This window comes from Anaerobacillus sp. QJM3NY_17 (assembly GCF_056173665.1).
Genome location: NZ_CM149685.1, coordinates 1,228,077 through 1,244,122, shown reverse-complemented (window position 1 = coordinate 1,244,122; position 16,046 = coordinate 1,228,077). Strand labels below are relative to the sequence as shown.

Genomic DNA, 16,046 nt, shown 5'->3' with positions numbered 1-16,046 from the left:
TCATAAAATAGGCATGAACATTCGTTTCAAATTGTCTATTATCTCTTAGCAAATTGTTGAAAATTGCTGCCCTTTTCAGAAATAACTTTTTCACTTTCCATCTCAACTTTAACATAAATATCCAACCCCTTATCCTACTTAAACTATCCTTACTTTGTGTCAGTAAACTCATTTGAAATTCGTCAGCCGTGGTGTCGCGATTTTGTCCACACATATGAGACAAAGCAACGAACATAGACTCCTAGTATGAAGTCAGATCAGTGAATCAGGAGGTGTCTGATGATGAATATTCATCCTTCTATGCGTTTAAAGCTAAAGAAGGGCACTTTCTTCATGCCAGAGCCGAACGGGAGCGTTTATTTTAGAAACAATTCAGGTTCGTTTCGTATGGAAGGTAGCACGATTCATCAATGGATAGAAAAGCTTATTCCAATGTATAACGGGGAATATTCGCTAGCTTGCTTAACAGATGGATTACCAGATCCCTATCGTAATCGTGTTTACGAGATTACCGATTCCCTCTTTACGAATGGGTTTCTTCATGACATTAGTAAAGACCGCTCCCATCAGTTGAAACCACATGTGGTGGAGAAATTCGCTGCACAGATTGAATACATCGAAAGTTTCTGTGATTCAGGAGCTTACCGGTTTCAACGATACCGAGAGCAAAACGTTTTAGCTATCGGAGAAGAATCCATGTTAATTGGATTAGTGTCATCTTTACTTACATCCGGCTTGCCCCGGTTCCATACGTTACTAACAAACACGAACACCAGTCAACAAAGAATAAGGGAATTAGAGGCGGCTGCGAGACAAACAGACCCTGAAGTTTCTATTGAACTCACATTAACAAAGGATAATGATCCGCTCTCATGGGATGCCCTGGTCGAGCCATTCGATGCGATTTTATACGTATCACAAGAAGGAAATGTCAAAGAACTACGAACCATCCTTCATGCCTGCCAAGAAAAAAGAAAACTATTCATCCCAGCACTCTGCCCTAGAAAGGTTGGTGTGGCTGGCCCACTTGTAAGCCCCGATTCCGGCTGCTGGGAATCTGCATGGCGAAGCATGAACCGGAACGAACAAACGAGCTCACTCTCTTCCCCAGCAGGTGCAATGCTAGCGAATGTGATCGTATTTGAATTATTTAAAAAGAGCACGGGCATCCCTGTGCTGTCGCACAACCAAATGTATCTCCTTAACCTCGAGACACTTGAAGGCAAATGGCATCCGTATCAACCTCATCCGCTCGTATCAGCAAAGCTCGACGTTATAAGGGTAGAAAACGTATTAGAAAAGATAAGGACAAATGATGGAAAAAAAGCTCAAAACGAACTTCTCTACTATTTCAGTCAGTTAACCTCAAGCGAGTTAGGTATTTTCCATAAGTGGGAAGAAGGCGAGCTGAATCAATTACCTTTAGCTCAATGTGAAATTCAAACGGTTAACATACAACCAGATGACCCTTCTTTACGACATCCGAGTATCCTAATTGCCGCTTTAACCCACGAAGAAGCGAGGCGAGAAGCTGGTTTGACCGGAATTGAGCAGTACGTACTTCCTTTAAAGGAGAAGATCATCTCATCACTTCCCTCTCAATTGGAGAATTGTCCTTATATACAAACCGACCTTCATATTGGAGCTGGAGAAACGTTCATTGAAGGAGTTAGCCGGGCTCTGCAAAAAACACTTGAAGAGGAGTGGAATGAGAAAGCGGATCAGTGCACTGCAAACATATCCAAACTTTCCTTCGATCAAGTTGAAGACAATCTCTGTAACTACTATTTGAAAGTTTTATCGACCATGAAGAAAGTGCCGGAGCTAGGCTTAGGGAAAGATGTGTACGGACTTCCTGTCGTATGGAGGGAAGCGGAAGATAACCGCTGGTACGGAACTATCGGATTTACTCTCACGCTGGCTTTGCGCGGCGCGCTTCTTCAGGCAGTTAAAGAGGCACAAAACAAATCAACTTCGGCAGCTCCGTCTTTTTCAACGATTCAGTTTGAAGAAAAAGCAGTTCAATCCATTGATATTCCTGCCTATGACACGAACGACCAGGCTAACATTCTTCGTTCCGTGGTGGACCTTTTCGAACAACAAAAAAAGGAGCTTTCCATTGTAAAAATAAATCTCGAAACCTTTGAAAAAGATGGATATCTAGATGTCTACGGTGTGTTGTTAGGAAGGGGGAGACGACGTGAGCGCTAATATTACACTAGTAGGAAATGGCATGTTACAACAACGCGTAGCGAAAGAACTGGCTCCCTTCCATCACCTCACTCTCCTTCCAGACTTAGAGAAGGCGATTCCTAAGAATACGACATTGTTGCTCGTCATCCATGACTATTGGAATCCATCGATCCATAAACTTGCGGAGGAAGTGGCGCGGGAGCACGGTATCGATTGGCTACGGGGCTTCTTATCATTTGGTGAAGGTGTCGTTGGTCCGCTCGTTCGCCCCGGTCGTGAAGGCTGTTCACAATGTGCGGATACAAGAAAGATGATGGCAGCGAACGACCGGGAAGATCTATGGAAAATTCAACAGGTTTTAAGCAAGGCCGATGGCGATATTCGTGATGAATGGCTCTCTCAAACGGGACTTCTTCAAATGGCTCAACTAATCAAAAATGAAGTGCACAATGTGGTACATCTTAAGTCTCCTCAATTAGAAAGGGTGATTCAATTTACCAATTTAGGTTCCCTTGAGAGCTCTCGCCATCGTATCTTACCAGACGCCTATTGTTCCGTTTGCAGTCATTTGCCCGAAGACTCCGAAACGGATGCGGTGATTACGCTTAAACCAAGTTTGAAAATTAGTGAAGATAGCTATCGATGTCGTTCGATGGACGACTTAAGCAACGTACTTTCAAGAGATTATCTCGATCCACGAACAGGTCTATTAAATCGTCTTATGATCGATTTTGAAACACCGTATGCTGATGCGATCGTTAACCTTCCTCTGTTTAATGGAAATGAAGGCTCTGCAGGAAGAACAAATTCGTATGCGATGAGTGAAATGACAGCGATATTGGAAGGGTTGGAGCGGTCTTGTGGCATTGATCCAAAAGGTAAAAGAACCGTTGTTCACGATTCCTATCGCAATCTGGATCGAGCCTTGAACCCTCTTAAGCTCGGCGTTCATGCCGATGAACAGTATGCAGAGCAAGGCTATCCATTCGCTCCATTTCATACTGATCGAAAAATGAACTGGGTGTGGGGCTACTCTCTTATTGAAAAAAAGCCGATTCTCGTGCCAGAGCGGCTCGCTTATTACAGCATGGGCTGCGGCGACGGGTTTGTGTTTGAAACGTCTAATGGCTGTGCGATCGGAGGAAGTCTTGAAGAAGCGATTTTCTACGGCATGATGGAAGTGCTTGAACGCGACTCTTTTCTATTAACATGGTATGCAAAGCTCTCTCTTCCTCGGATTGATCCAGTCTCATCAAATGACGAAGAGCTCGATTTGATGATCGACCGCATGCGAGAAGTACTAGGCTATGATCTTTATTTATACAATGCAACGATGGAACACAACATCCCCTGCATCTTAACGATTACGAAGAACCGCACTTCTCATACCGATCGCTTAAATCTGATGTGTGCGGCTGGCGCACATCTCGACCCTGTGAGAGCTGTAAAAAGTGCAATCTTTGAGAGTGTTGGACTGATCCCACCGTTAAATAAAGATTTTAAAAACAAGAAAGATGAATTTCTAGCCATGTATCACGACTCTTCTCTCGTGAAGAAAATGGATGATCACGGCATGGTATACGGACTTCCTGAAGCGGAAGAACGCCTTCACTTTTTACTAAATCAGAATCGACCTATGCAAACATTCCAAGAAGCTTTTCAACCGGCAAAACATCATGCCGACCTCACGGATGATCTAAATACGATGTTACAAACCTTTCGCCGTTTGGACTTGGATGTCATCGTCGTTGATCAAACTACACCTGAAATTCATCGGAACGGACTTCACTGCGCAAAGGTCATCATTCCAGGCATGCTGCCGATGACTTTTGGCCATCACCTGAGACGCATCACAGGCTTAAGCAGAGTATTAAAAGTTCCAAAAGAACTCGGATATGTTGATCGCGAACTAACAGTTGAGGAGCTTAACCCTTATCCGCATCCGTTCCCTTAACGTGGCGAGGAGGTTAGTGATGAATCTTGATTTGTTCCTACATCAACTGCATTTCCGAAATGACCTAGTGACGCCACCGAACTGGGAAGTGAATTGGGACGATGCTCCCCTTCCATTTAAGATTTATCGTCATTTGCCGGAATACGCTCTTGCTCATGATGTTCCATTCGCTATTCAAGAATCATCGTTTCACCCAACGCCCGATCTGAAAACAATCGGTTATTTTCTCTGGTATGTTTATGGGCTGTCTCAGATTAGTCAGACAGCTTTTCCATCTGACGAGGGTGGCGAATCAACGGAAACGATGCAATCATTCCGCCGCTTCCCCCCATCAGGAGGCGGCTTATATCCAAGTGAACTGTATCTATATCTTAAACTAGATGAACTACCGAATGGGATTTACCATTATGATGTTGCCCATCATCGTCTTCTTTTGTTACGTAAAGGTTATTTTGATTCTTACTTAAACAGCGCACTAGGAAGTAGCTCTAACCTTTCGAGCTGTTTTGGGGCCGTCATCATCACGACGATGTTTTGGAAGAACTTTTTTAAATACAACAACTTTTCCTATCGTCTTCAAGGATTGGATGCGGGGGCACTTATTGGTCAGCTATTGGAGGTTAGTAAATGTTTTCGCTTCTATCCGAAGGTTCATTTTCAATTTCTAGATTCAGCGATCAATCACTTACTGGGGCTAGAAGAACTGGAGGAAAGTACTTACGCGGTCATTCCGCTATCAAAGCATAATATTGTGCATGAAGAGGCGCCTGGAGAATGTTCAGCAGCAGAGTTGGTTAAAGAAATTCCTAAAATCAAAACAACGCATTACCAACGTTCTCAAAACGTCTTACCGTTTCCTGAAATCGCACTGGTTCATCATGCTACGCTGCTTGAAACAACCGAGTTAATCCGAGGTCTTAAGAAAAGCGAAGAAAAACTGGAAAAAAAGCCAAAGATTGCTTTGCCTAAAGCAAGAGAGATAACCAAAGATTTAGCTCACGTTTGTCAGAATCGCTATTCACCAGAAATGGATTTTAACGGACAAAGAATCGATCAGATTCAGCTCGCTTCCCTTCTGAAGGAAAGCACCGATTCCTACCGGTACGCTAACGATTTAGATAAGGAAGAAAACCAATTGTCACGCGTCTCTCTTTACGGGTGCTTTTATCAAGTAGATGGCATTCCGAACGGGGCTTATCGGTATGACCCTACTTCACATTCCCTTTTAACCATTAAAGAGGGTGACTTTCGTTTAGACCTCCAAGCTGGAATGTCCCTTCACAACGTTAATCTGCATCAAGTTCCGATCTGCCTGCATTTAGTCGGAGATTGCACGTATCACAAAGCAGAACTTGGCTACAGAGGCTATCGCATTCAACATATGGAAGCTGGGATGCTTCTTCAGCAACTATTATTAACGGCCAGCGCACTTGGCATGAACGGTCATCCCCTGCTTGGTTTTGATATCAATGGTTGTGATGACATTTATGAACTGGAAGCTGCACAGAAAACGACAATTATTCAAATTCCTGTGGGGTTTCATCGTGCTAAAAGTTGGTTGGTTGGGGGTATGCATAGTTAGGAGAAGGGGTCAGGTACGCACCTGACCCCTTTTGGTGCCTGTCACTTGTCGAATTTCAAGAGCGCTCAAGCACCGATACGAGCAAACGGTGCATGACTTCATGGTCACGCACATCGTGTAAGCGGTATTCTTTCCCAGGGAGCGTGTACCACTCCTCTGCTCCTACATACGTGATGCGAAGCGTGAGATCGCCTTTCTCATCACAGGAAGTCACCAGTTCAAGCTCCCCGCTAATCACACCTACTTCTTCGGTCATAACACCGTGAGTTGCAGTGAAAATGGAAGACTTTTGTTTCATTTGAGCGCACCTCCTCAGCTTGTCGAAACGATCAAACTATCCACTAACCCGAATTAATAACTACACGTATTCAGCATGTTTTGAAGAGCCGATTTCTCTGAAGACTGAAGGCTTAAATCATAGTCATACTTCGTATTGATCCACCACTTTGCATACCCGCAGTGAGCACTGTAACGCGTTGGCTTCCAAGTAGACGGATCCTGATCACCCTTGGAGCGGTTGCTGCTTGCCGTTACTGCAATAAGATGCGGACCATCAAGGTCATTCGCGTAATCCTCTCGCTTTTGTGTGCTCCAACTACTTGCTCCTGAACGCCACGCCTCTGCCAACGGAACCATATGGTCGATATCTAAATCAGACGGGTCATACACTTGCACGCCATCAAAGTAGCTGTACCATTTACCAGACGTTACAGGACAGTCACCGCTGTAATAATCAGCATCCCTCTGCAGCACCAACTGACGCGTGTCACAGCCATTTCCCTGTCCAATCCAGTGTGAGAATTTATCACGTGAGTATCCAGACATAGAATCTTCAGACTGTACAGTCAAGGAATCCAATTGAGATTGTGCGGCAGACTTTGACGGCGTTCCAGGAGGGATCGCAAGAGCCGACGGAAGACCAAATTGATATCCACTAAACAACAGAACCAACGTAAAAACAACTAAAATCGATTTCTTTAACATAGTAATGCCTCCTACTTTTTTGATTATTTATGTCCTAACACCTTCGTTCAGGCGAAAGAGATATTAATAGTCTTTTAAGTCAAAAAGAGAACTGAGACATAACAAAGCGTAGTAACCTCTTTTATCAAGCAGTATGTTTCTTTTATGTATGAGCGCGACTTAAATCTAGCATAATTTTCAAACAATGTTCTACCGTTCAAAGACATATAATCAAAGTTGGTTCATATGAGCTAGTGAGCGTTCTCTCATTTTTAAGTAGATGTTCCCAACAATTTTTACAAGCTTCATAAAAAGCGTGACCTTTGGATGATATGAAAAAATCAGTGCGAATCACCCACGATAAAATGACCTAAACTATTAAGACCAAATCAGACCTTTTTTCAATCTCGAATCGTCACCCTGTTTCTTTATAAAAAACTCTACGGAACGTTTGTTGTTACTGAGCTTTTTAGCTTATAAGATAGAAACGTAGTAGGAGGAGAATACGATGAACAATAGCAAAGTGGGAGAACTAATTTATAGTTTGAGGAAGGAAAAACGCCTTACTCAGAAGCAATTAGCCGATCTAATGAACATTTCTGATCGAACCGTTTCAAAGTGGGAGCGAGGTTATGGCTGTCCAGATATTTCGCTATTACCACAGTTATCTGAACTGTTAGGAGTTAACATTGAAAGTATCTTAGATGGTGATTTAGCGTCAAATGATTTTGTAGGAGGAAATATGAAAAAATCAAATTACTTTGTATGTGAATTATGTCAAAATATCGCTTTAGCAACTGGAGATATTTCCATATCTTGCTGCGGAAGAAAATTAGATCGATTAGAAGCAAAGAAAGCAACAACTGAAAACCAACTTACCATCATGGATATTGACAATGAATGGTATATTTCTAGCGAACATCCGATGTCTAAAAATCACTATATCTCATTCATTGCTTTTGCAACCGGAGATCAAGTTCGAATTATGAAGCAATATCCGGAATGGAATTTACAAGCACGCCTTCCTAAAAGCAAGCATGGCAAATTATTGTGGTATGATACGAAATTCGGATTGTATTATCAGCTGATATGAGCTTTTTGTGAACCGGAACTAAAGAGGGGGTCAGGCACGTACCTGACCCCCGATACATTAAACCACTAAAGACTATTTTCACTACTTGTCCTCACTCCTTTCAAACCATTGCATATTCTATTAATGAGAGTGATCCATTACCTCTTAACTTGAAAATCACAGGAGTGATAACTATGTCTGGATACAATAACAGCTTCGCCCTAATTGTTGTCTTGTTCGTTCTATTGATCATCGTCGGCGTTGCTTTTGTAAACTGATAATACCAATGAAGGGGAATCGCCGGAATCGCCGGGACGGTTCTGGTGATTCCACCTCATAAATAAAAGAAGCATTCATTATTGGAATAATGAATGCTTCTTTTAACGTTTTTCGAAATATTGCATTATGAGAACCATCCCCGCGATGCTTAGATGCTCAATTTATTGCATCATGAGAACCGTTCCCACGAGGCTAAAGCGATAATTCTTAATGCAACATAATTACTCCATTTCTTCCATCACTAAATCAAGTAGAAAATCTCCAAAGTCGTTCGCAATTAACTCATAAATTTGATTCTCTATTTCTACACCCGTATCAAAAGAAACTATTTGTGGTTCTCCCGTATCATCCAGTTGATTAAAATCCAAACAGTATAGTTCACCGAATCCACTATCGTAAATAACTAAAAGGTGATTAGGAAGATATATATTCTTGCGTTCTGTTAATGTATACCATATTGCATCCGGAACCGCAGAATTTTCAAAATCTCGGTCAATTATTCCATAGATCTCTTGAGAACCAAAATTACCAGCTCCAAATGTTTTTAAAAAGTCAAGATATGCGCCGGTAAACTTAAAGCCTAACTCTTGCTCCGCTAACTGTATTAATTCATTTGAACGACCTCCAACAAAGTCGGCTGTATCCTCTTCATTTAAAATATATTTTTTTGCTTTATGATAATGATCAATACTCATCTTTATGATTCACTCCCAAATATATAGTCATTGTATCTATTTTTCCAATATTCACTTCGCCATTTGTTAAATTCTTTCCTATTAATACCAGAAGGGATTTTATTTGGATTGATATGAATTACGAGACTATTTTCTTTATGAAAGGTTGATGTAACCTCTGCTATAGAACTTTCATTTCGCTGAGTAGTGTGATGAAGATTTATTGATTTTCCATCAGGGCCAAGTGGAGCTAAACCTTTTTTCATCCTATCGAGATTTGTTCTTCCTCGCGCATCTTTTTTATTAGGATTAATAATATCGTCTCTTTGATAAACTTTTATATGATTAAATTCAATAGTCTTATCCCAATAATTATACCCACTGAATTTCCTACTAGTACCCTTCCCACCATAAACCCGATCAATCTCAGTCTTAATCCGAGAAACCGGATCATTCCACACATTATAAGGTGCGCCACTTTTAGAAACCGAAGTTCCCCCAGCACCCGCTCCAGCTAACGCCGGTTGAGCACTCTTCCCATCAACCTTAACACTCTTCGCGGCATCCGCAACATCGTCAATCGTTTTTGCGGTTGTTCCAATTTTGCCGAGACCTTTGTCTCCTATGGCTCCAATTCCTAATGATGTTAGACCGTAAGTAATGAATGCCGTTCGACTTTCGGCATCCCCGTTCACAAAGTCTCGATCCCAGGCTTCTTTAAATCCTTGCCACATGTATTTCGGTACATCCAACACCTTTTGAACGTTGCCTTTTGGATCACCAAAGATGTTCTTATAGAAGTTTATCGTTTCTAAGCTTTTAAATAGTAATTCAGGGAGATCTTCTTCATCGCGATATACAGCAAGGTTCGGTCCGAATGCTTTTTCACCTAATGCGTTAAGATCCTTAAATCCCTCAATCATATCTTCCACGGCATTCCCGCTTCCAACCTGCACACCTTTTACCACATCACCCAAAAAGCTCCGTGCCGTATTCCGCGCTTCATCAATCTTCTGCTGCGTCTCTCCCCACCAGCGATCCACATAGTTTGAGTACCTGACCACACTATGCGACACATCCTGGCGGACATCGTCTAGATAAGTCGTCGTTTTTGATAAAGGATCAAGCACGACACTTTCATACGTTTGCTTCATCCTACTCTGAATCACCTTTGGGTTTAAGGTATATTGCAGATCTGGAAACACTTCTCCAAATGCACCACCGTATGAAGCCGTCAGTGGATTTTTTCCAAAAAGACGTTCGCTCCAGCTTAATGCTTCTCCCGTGATAGGATCATTATTCTGAAACAGCTTGTTTAAACCACTAAATTTTAATGCCATAAGACCAAACTTTGCCGAAAGCGAGTGATCTTCTTCCGTCATTTTTCTCTCAGTTAATTTCACTGCCGCCTGCAGGTCATGGAGCTTGTCTCGGTATTTGCGCATTTCATAATCGTCGGGACGGTTCTGTTGTCTCCATCGCATAAAGAAAGGGAGCATTAATTAGTGGAATAATTAATGCTCCCTTTCACTTTATTTAGAATTTTTGTATCATGAGAAACGTACACGCGATGGTGGAGCGAAAAGATAACATAGGTTGGTTTATTCCCTCTATTTCTGTCTTTCTTTAGTGGAACGAGGTACCTGTCCGCATAACCTTTAATATTCTCATAATTAATTTCCTTTGGAACCGCCTTTGTGATGTATACAAGCATTTTATCTTGCCAAAAGCCTTAATTTCTCTCAAAAAAGCACTTGTTGCCTAATATGCAATCAAATGCTTACAGTTAATTTACTTTAGTTTATCTTATTGCAATTTATATCTTGGATTTTAAAAATGTATATTTAATTCTTCACGTATTGCTTTCTCTAAGTACTCCTCAAAACTCTCTGCTATAATATTTTTCCCACCAAAATTCAAGTCAAATGTAATAATCTCTGTATTCGGGAAATTAAATCCTACGGGATTCCCTGCACCGTCAATACCAATAGCAGTAAATTTTTCATACCCTTTAGGGAGTACTTTTCTAAAATGTAAAGATTTCTCTACAAATGATGGTGTTGCAACAAACTCTGCCTCTTTCAATCCCAAAATAATAGCCTCACCAGCTGCTCCAGAACCATATCTCAAAAGAAATTCTTTAAAATCCTCTGGCAATTTTACTTTTAGTTCATCTTCTGCTTGGTTTACTTCCTCAATATTAAGAGGTCCCCCAAAGGCTTCTGGGCACATTTCGACTTCTTCATCGATAGCATTTAATATTTCTATCTTCATTCAATGATCCCCCTTTTAATCATTTCATTGGCGTATCTTGCCTTCCAATATTCTTTACGCCAAGTATTAAATTCAATCCTAGCTTCTCCACTGCCAACTCCACCTGAATTTCCAAATGGATGTTGTCTCTTATTACCTAAATCATGGTATCTATTAGGCATCTCAATCATTGGTCCCTCAATTTGTTGTTCATGATGATGAAGTATAATTGTATCATTTGCTCCATCCTTTGGTGAGTAACCTTTTTTAAATAAGTATATCAATTGTTTATCAGACATATGTGATAAGGAACGCTGTGCTTTTACTTCAAATCCCCTAAATTGTGCTGTGAATTTATGAGTTTGCTCGTATCCTACTAGCGCTTGGTTAACACTTTTAGGTGAAACTTTATAAATATCTTTTGCTGACTTTAATTTATCCGAACCATTAGTAACCTTACTACCCTTCCCACCATAAACCCGATCAATCTCAGTCTTGATCCGCGAAACCGGATCATTCCACACATTATAAGGAGCGCCACCTTTAGAAATTGCCCCAGCACCCGCCCCTGCTAACGCCGGTTGATCACCCTTCCCTTCAACCTTAACATTCTTCGCGGCATCCGCAACATCCTCAATCGTTTTTGCGGTTGTTCCGATTTTGCCGAGACCTTTATCTCCTATTGCTCCAATTCCTAATGATGTTAGACCGTAAGTAATGAATGCCGTTCGACTTTCGGCATCGCCGTTCACAAAGTCTCGATCCCAGGCTTCCTTAAACCCTTGCCACATGTATTTTGGTACATCCAACACCTTCTGGACATTGCCTTTTGGATCATCAAAAATGTTCTTATAGAAGTTTATCGTTTCTAAGCTTTTAAATAGTAATTCAGGGAGATCTTCTTCATCGCGATACACAGCAAGGTTCGGTCCAAATGCTTTTTCAGCTAACGCGTTAAGCTCCTTAAACCCATCAATCGCATCCTCTACGGCATTCCCGCTTCCAACCTGCACACCCTTTACCACATCACCTAAAAAGCTCCGTGCCGTATTCCGCGCTTCATCAACCTTCTGCTGCGTCTCTCCCCACCAGCGATCCACATAGCTTGAGTACCTAACTACACTGTGCGACACATCCCGGCGCACATCGTCTAGATAAGCCGTCGTTTTTGATAAAGGATCAAGCACGACACTTTCATACGTCTGTTTCATCCTACTCAGGATGACCTGTGGATTCAGGGCATGTTGCAGGTCTGGAAACATCTCTCCAAATGCACCACTGTATGAAGCCGTTAGTGGATTTTTCCCAAAAAGACGTTCACTCCAGCTTAACGCTTCACCCGTAACAGGATCATAATCCTGGAACAACCTGTTTAAGCTACTGAATTTTAATGCCATAAGACCGAACTTCGCAGAAAGCGAGTGATCTTCTTCCGTCATTTTTCTCTCGGTTAATTTCACTGCCGCCTGCAGGTCATGGAGCTTGTCCCGGTATTTGCGCATTTCATATTGTAATTATCGGGACGGTTCTGTTGAGTTAATCCCATAAAAAAAGGGGAGCATTAATTATCCCACTAATTAATGCTCCCTTTCATTTTATTTCGAATTTTGTATCATGAGAAACGTACCCCCAATGATGGAGCGAAAAAAACAACATAGGGCGGTTTTTTCACACTACTTCTCTCTTTAGTGGGACGAGGTACCTGTCCCCACGGCTAGATTTCTCCCTATCACCTTTTTCTAAAAGCGCATCATGAATACCAGCCCCACAATGCTATGCGATTGCCCACAAAATCTTAATCTACATTATCAATCGCCTCTTGGAAACTATCATCTAAATAGTCAGTAAACGATTTATATCTTTTAATTTCTTTTTTACTTATATCATCCCATCGTATAACATAATATTCTTCGACTGTGTTTAAACAATATAAAAACTCATCGACATCCTCTATAACAATGTAGTTACTTGGTAAACCTAATTTTCTATATCGAATTGTATATTCAACCACCGATGCGTAATCTTCTCTTTCAACACCTAGAATGTCAACCCCACAAATTCCTCCAGAACCAAATCTCTTGATAAACTCTTTATAGTCCATCGGGAACATTACTTTCAATGTATTCTCTGTTTTTGTTAAAATCTCATCAGATACTTCTCCACTAAAGTCTCCAGCTTCAATATATTCATTTATCATATTTAGAATGTTATTATTCATAAGCATATTCCCCTCAATCTAAATTATTTGCACGCCATTTCCAGTATTTTTTTCTGAAATTATTGAATTGTTTATCTAGAACTTCATCATTCCTAAAGCTATCCCCGTTTTTTATTAAGCCATGTAATATTTTCTTATAATCATCATGAGTTGTTGCAACTATCTCTACCATATTTCCAGATTCCTTTTGAATTAAATGATGAAGTTCAATTTGAACCTCTAATCCGTTTTTATCAATAACATATGGTGACCGACCTTTAGCGATCAATTCCCTATTTGAAAGACCCTTAGCTAGTGGGTGACTAGGAGTGTAATTCCAATCGATATCGTTTATTTGATAAACCCGTCTAGAAATATCCATTTCTTTACCGCTTACTTTAACAGTGCCTTCAACCTCTATTGCTTTATATTTTTCACCTAACCAATCAAGCTCTACTTCTCTCCCACTCAAACTTGATTTTTTAGTGGATTTCTTAGTGTAACTTTTATTACTATCCTTCCCACCATAAACCCGATCAATCTCAGTCTTAATCCGAGAAACCGGATCATTCCACACATTATAAGGAGCGCCACCTCTAGAAGCCCCCCCTGCACCCGCTCCAGCTAACGCCGGTTGAGCACCCTTCCCTTCAACTTTAACATTCTTCGCGGCATCCGCAACGTCTTCAATTGTTTTTGCTGTTGTTCCGATTTTGCCGAGACCTTTATCTCCTATGGCTCCAATTCCTAATGATGTTAGACCGTAAGTAATGAATGCCGTTCGACTTTCGGCATCCCCGTTCACAAAGTCTCGATCCCAGGCTTCTTTAAATCCTTGCCACATGTATTTCGGTACATCCAACACCTTTTGAACGTTGCCTTTTGGATCACCAAAGATGTTCTTATAGAAGTTTATCGTTTCTAAGCTTTTAAATAGTAATTCAGGGAGATCTTCTTCATCGCGATATACAGCAAGGTTCGGTCCGAATGCTTTTTCACCTAATGCGTTAAGATCCTTAAATCCCTCAATCATATCTTCCACGGCATTCCCGCTTCCAACCTGCACACCTTTTACCACATCACCCAAAAAGCTCCGTGCCGTATTCCGCGCTTCATCAATCTTCTGCTGCGTCTCTCCCCACCAGCGATCCACATAGTTTGAGTACCTGACCACACTATGCGACACATCCTGGCGGACATCGTCTAGATAAGTCGTCGTTTTTGATAAAGGATCAAGCACGACACTTTCATACGTTTGCTTCATCCTACTCTGAATCACCTTTGGGTTTAAGGTATATTGCAGATCTGGAAACACTTCTCCAAATGCACCACCGTATGAAGCCGTCAGTGGATTTTTTCCAAAAAGACGTTCGCTCCAGCTTAATGCTTCTCCCGTGATAGGATCATTATTCTGAAACAGCTTGTTTAAACCACTAAATTTTAATGCCATAAGACCAAACTTTGCCGAAAGCGAGTGATCTTCTTCCGTCATTTTTCTCTCAGTTAATTTCACTGCCGCCTGCAGGTCATGGAGCTTGTCTCGGTATTTGCGCATTTCATATTGCAACTCCGCTTGAAGGGCATCAATCTTACCGGTGTTCGCGCCCGTGATGTTCATTAGAAGAGATTGATAGTTCCATTTAAAATCGCTGATCGCTTCATCTGCTTTTCGCTCGGCATCCTGGATGCCGCTTGCCAGCTGATCTAATTGTTCTGGTTTTATCGCTATTCTTGTCACTTCAAGCCCTCCGCTTTCTGAAGAAGTCGGTCGATTTCTTCGTTAATCGCAGAGGTCAGTTCCTCATGAACCGCATACACACTTTGAGAGGCTTGTTCGAGTTCTCCCATGAGGGTCTCGAAAGCTTGTCGCGACTCTCCAACCCAATTCGTCGAATAAGTCGAATGATGGTGATCAAAGACTCGTTTACTATCATCGATATCAAATCTAGCTTCCCTTACCTTTCCTAGATACGCTTCCAACGCCTCGGCTTCTGCCCGATACTTCATGCGCTCCAAATAACGTTTAAACTCTTCTAGTTCGTTTAGCACCGCAACCTCCTTTTCGACCAAACCTCGCTTCACCACATATAAAGTCTATGGGTACGTCTGGTTAGGTATAGCCGCTGTATTGTCGAGCAGGAAATGCACGCTCTAATATCTTCCATTAATTTCTAAACTTAGAATACCCTCTCTTTCCCTCCTTTTCTATGTCTTTCGACGCATTCCACAAAAATAGTCCTTTTCTACCAAGAGAAAAGGACTATTCCTATGAACCTCTTATGCTGTTTACAAGCGTATCTACTTACTTTCGTTTCTACTCACCCGATCCATCACTTCCACCAAACGCTCCGGTTCCCGTGATCCAATCAAAACCTTCTCACCGTTCACTTCCATCAAAACGCCCTGCTTCCCGCTAATGGAATAAGCCTTCTCACCACTAAAATTCCATCGGATCTCCCATCCACCAAACCTTCGTAGTGGCCGGTAGTTCAAACTCTCATAATGCGTTATATCCTTATATAAGAAAACACGGGGTGTCAGATGAAATGGGACAAATCGCACATAAACCCCATCATCCCTCACCTCAGTAATGAGTCGCAGCCATCCGAGCATAACGATTGGAAAAGCAATTCCGAAAATAATCCATAACATGATCACTTCCATATCAGTACCTGGCTTACTCCCAAATGGAATGCCCATCACGACCTGACGGAAAAAGCCAATCCACATTAATATCGCGATGCCTATTACAATCGCCCAGATCCAGACCTGGTTTGGACGCTGGACTTCTTTGTAGTGGATTTCCTGGTTCAATATCATCAGCCCCTCCCTATCCCTATACTAAAAATGACACCCTGAGCGAACAGATACTCTTCCAT

The 16,046-nt window shown here is 41.6% G+C and carries 15 protein-coding genes; 5 read left to right on the top strand and 10 right to left on the bottom strand.

What is annotated here, in order from left to right; translation table 11 throughout:
* The first annotated feature begins 279 nt into the window (after window positions 1-279).
* From AC0VYV_RS06675 to AC0VYV_RS06665, 3 genes are read left to right on the top strand one after another with little or no spacing between them, the layout of a single operon-like run.
* Window positions 280-2,211: a putative thiazole-containing bacteriocin maturation protein gene (locus tag AC0VYV_RS06675; RefSeq protein ID WP_475366938.1), complete on the top strand. Its 1,932-nt coding sequence runs from the start codon at window positions 280-282 to the stop codon at window positions 2,209-2,211.
* A complete protein-coding gene (locus tag AC0VYV_RS06670) occupies window positions 2,201-4,147 on the top strand; it encodes a TOMM precursor leader peptide-binding protein (protein ID WP_475374657.1) in 1,947 nt (648 codons plus the stop codon). The genes AC0VYV_RS06675 and AC0VYV_RS06670 overlap by 11 nt, the downstream gene beginning before the upstream one ends.
* A 19-nt stretch (window positions 4,148-4,166) precedes the next feature.
* Window positions 4,167-5,729, top strand: coding sequence for a SagB family peptide dehydrogenase (locus tag AC0VYV_RS06665; RefSeq protein ID WP_475374656.1), 1,563 nt, complete (start codon window positions 4,167-4,169; stop codon window positions 5,727-5,729).
* Window positions 5,730-5,784: 55 nt separating this feature from the next.
* Here the strand turns inward: AC0VYV_RS06665 and AC0VYV_RS06660 are convergent, their stop codons facing one another.
* The gene (locus AC0VYV_RS06660; protein WP_475374655.1) at window positions 5,785-6,027 is read right to left on the bottom strand and encodes a hypothetical protein; all 243 of its coding nucleotides are present in this window, start codon (window positions 6,025-6,027) and stop codon (window positions 5,785-5,787) included.
* Between the two features lie 53 nt (window positions 6,028-6,080).
* A complete protein-coding gene (locus AC0VYV_RS06655; protein WP_475374654.1) occupies window positions 6,081-6,713 on the bottom strand; it encodes an HNH endonuclease family protein in 633 nt (210 codons plus the stop codon).
* A gap of 487 nt (window positions 6,714-7,200) precedes the next feature.
* Between AC0VYV_RS06655 and AC0VYV_RS06650 the strand changes: the two genes are divergently transcribed.
* Window positions 7,201-7,785, top strand: a complete 585-nt coding sequence (locus tag AC0VYV_RS06650) for a helix-turn-helix domain-containing protein (RefSeq protein ID WP_430241147.1) — start codon at window positions 7,201-7,203, stop codon at window positions 7,783-7,785.
* 173 nt (window positions 7,786-7,958) lie between these two features.
* Window positions 7,959-8,042 carry a YjcZ family sporulation protein gene (locus tag AC0VYV_RS06645; RefSeq protein WP_194222236.1) on the top strand — a complete coding sequence of 28 codons (84 nt, stop codon included), beginning with the start codon at window positions 7,959-7,961 and terminating at the stop codon, window positions 8,040-8,042.
* Between the two features lie 222 nt (window positions 8,043-8,264).
* On the opposite strand, the gene AC0VYV_RS06640 is transcribed toward AC0VYV_RS06645, so the two are convergent.
* From AC0VYV_RS06640 to AC0VYV_RS06605, 8 genes are all read right to left on the bottom strand, one after another.
* A complete protein-coding gene (locus AC0VYV_RS06640) occupies window positions 8,265-8,738 on the bottom strand; it encodes an SMI1/KNR4 family protein (RefSeq protein ID WP_430244964.1) in 474 nt (157 codons plus the stop codon).
* Between the two features lie 2 nt (window positions 8,739-8,740).
* The gene (locus AC0VYV_RS06635) at window positions 8,741-10,162 is read right to left on the bottom strand and encodes an HNH/ENDO VII family nuclease (RefSeq protein WP_475374653.1); all 1,422 of its coding nucleotides are present in this window, start codon (window positions 10,160-10,162) and stop codon (window positions 8,741-8,743) included.
* 385 nt (window positions 10,163-10,547) lie between these two features.
* Window positions 10,548-10,991 carry an SMI1/KNR4 family protein gene (locus tag AC0VYV_RS06630; RefSeq protein ID WP_475374652.1) on the bottom strand — a complete coding sequence of 148 codons (444 nt, stop codon included), beginning with the start codon at window positions 10,989-10,991 and terminating at the stop codon, window positions 10,548-10,550.
* Window positions 10,988-12,430, bottom strand: coding sequence for an HNH/ENDO VII family nuclease (locus tag AC0VYV_RS06625; RefSeq protein ID WP_475374651.1), 1,443 nt, complete (start codon window positions 12,428-12,430; stop codon window positions 10,988-10,990). Before AC0VYV_RS06625 ends, AC0VYV_RS06630 begins: the two co-directional genes overlap by 4 nt.
* 335 nt (window positions 12,431-12,765) lie before the next feature.
* Window positions 12,766-13,188, bottom strand: coding sequence for an SMI1/KNR4 family protein (locus AC0VYV_RS06620; protein ID WP_475368681.1), 423 nt, complete (start codon window positions 13,186-13,188; stop codon window positions 12,766-12,768).
* A 13-nt stretch (window positions 13,189-13,201) separates the two neighbouring features.
* Window positions 13,202-14,905 (bottom strand): HNH/ENDO VII family nuclease, encoded by a 1,704-nt coding sequence (locus tag AC0VYV_RS06615; protein ID WP_475374650.1) that lies wholly within the window; start codon window positions 14,903-14,905, stop codon window positions 13,202-13,204.
* The gene (locus AC0VYV_RS06610) at window positions 14,902-15,216 is read right to left on the bottom strand and encodes a hypothetical protein (RefSeq protein ID WP_475366929.1); all 315 of its coding nucleotides are present in this window, start codon (window positions 15,214-15,216) and stop codon (window positions 14,902-14,904) included. Before AC0VYV_RS06610 ends, AC0VYV_RS06615 begins: the two co-directional genes overlap by 4 nt.
* A 249-nt stretch (window positions 15,217-15,465) precedes the next feature.
* Window positions 15,466-15,987: a DUF6141 family protein gene (locus AC0VYV_RS06605; RefSeq protein WP_475374649.1), complete on the bottom strand. Its 522-nt coding sequence runs from the start codon at window positions 15,985-15,987 to the stop codon at window positions 15,466-15,468.
* Window positions 15,988-16,046: the final 59 nt, after the last annotated feature.

Excerpts from the sequence above, each read along its gene's own strand:
- AC0VYV_RS06675 (WP_475366938.1), top strand. The coding sequence starts at position 280 with ATGATGAATATTCATCCTTCTATGCGTTTAAAGCTAAAGAAGGGCACT.
- AC0VYV_RS06665 (WP_475374656.1), top strand. The coding sequence starts at position 4,167 with ATGAATCTTGATTTGTTCCTACATCAACTGCATTTCCGAAATGACCTA.
- AC0VYV_RS06660 (WP_475374655.1), bottom strand. The coding sequence starts at position 6,027 with ATGAAACAAAAGTCTTCCATTTTCACTGCAACTCACGGTGTTATGACC.
- AC0VYV_RS06655 (WP_475374654.1), bottom strand. The coding sequence starts at position 6,713 with ATGTTAAAGAAATCGATTTTAGTTGTTTTTACGTTGGTTCTGTTGTTT.
- AC0VYV_RS06650 (WP_430241147.1), top strand. The coding sequence starts at position 7,201 with ATGAACAATAGCAAAGTGGGAGAACTAATTTATAGTTTGAGGAAGGAA.
- AC0VYV_RS06645 (WP_194222236.1), top strand. The coding sequence starts at position 7,959 with ATGTCTGGATACAATAACAGCTTCGCCCTAATTGTTGTCTTGTTCGTT.
- AC0VYV_RS06640 (WP_430244964.1), bottom strand. The coding sequence starts at position 8,738 with ATGAGTATTGATCATTATCATAAAGCAAAAAAATATATTTTAAATGAA.
- AC0VYV_RS06635 (WP_475374653.1), bottom strand. The coding sequence starts at position 10,162 with ATGCGCAAATACCGAGACAAGCTCCATGACCTGCAGGCGGCAGTGAAA.
- AC0VYV_RS06630 (WP_475374652.1), bottom strand. The coding sequence starts at position 10,991 with ATGAAGATAGAAATATTAAATGCTATCGATGAAGAAGTCGAAATGTGC.
- AC0VYV_RS06620 (WP_475368681.1), bottom strand. The coding sequence starts at position 13,188 with ATGAATAATAACATTCTAAATATGATAAATGAATATATTGAAGCTGGA.
- AC0VYV_RS06605 (WP_475374649.1), bottom strand. The coding sequence starts at position 15,987 with ATGATATTGAACCAGGAAATCCACTACAAAGAAGTCCAGCGTCCAAAC.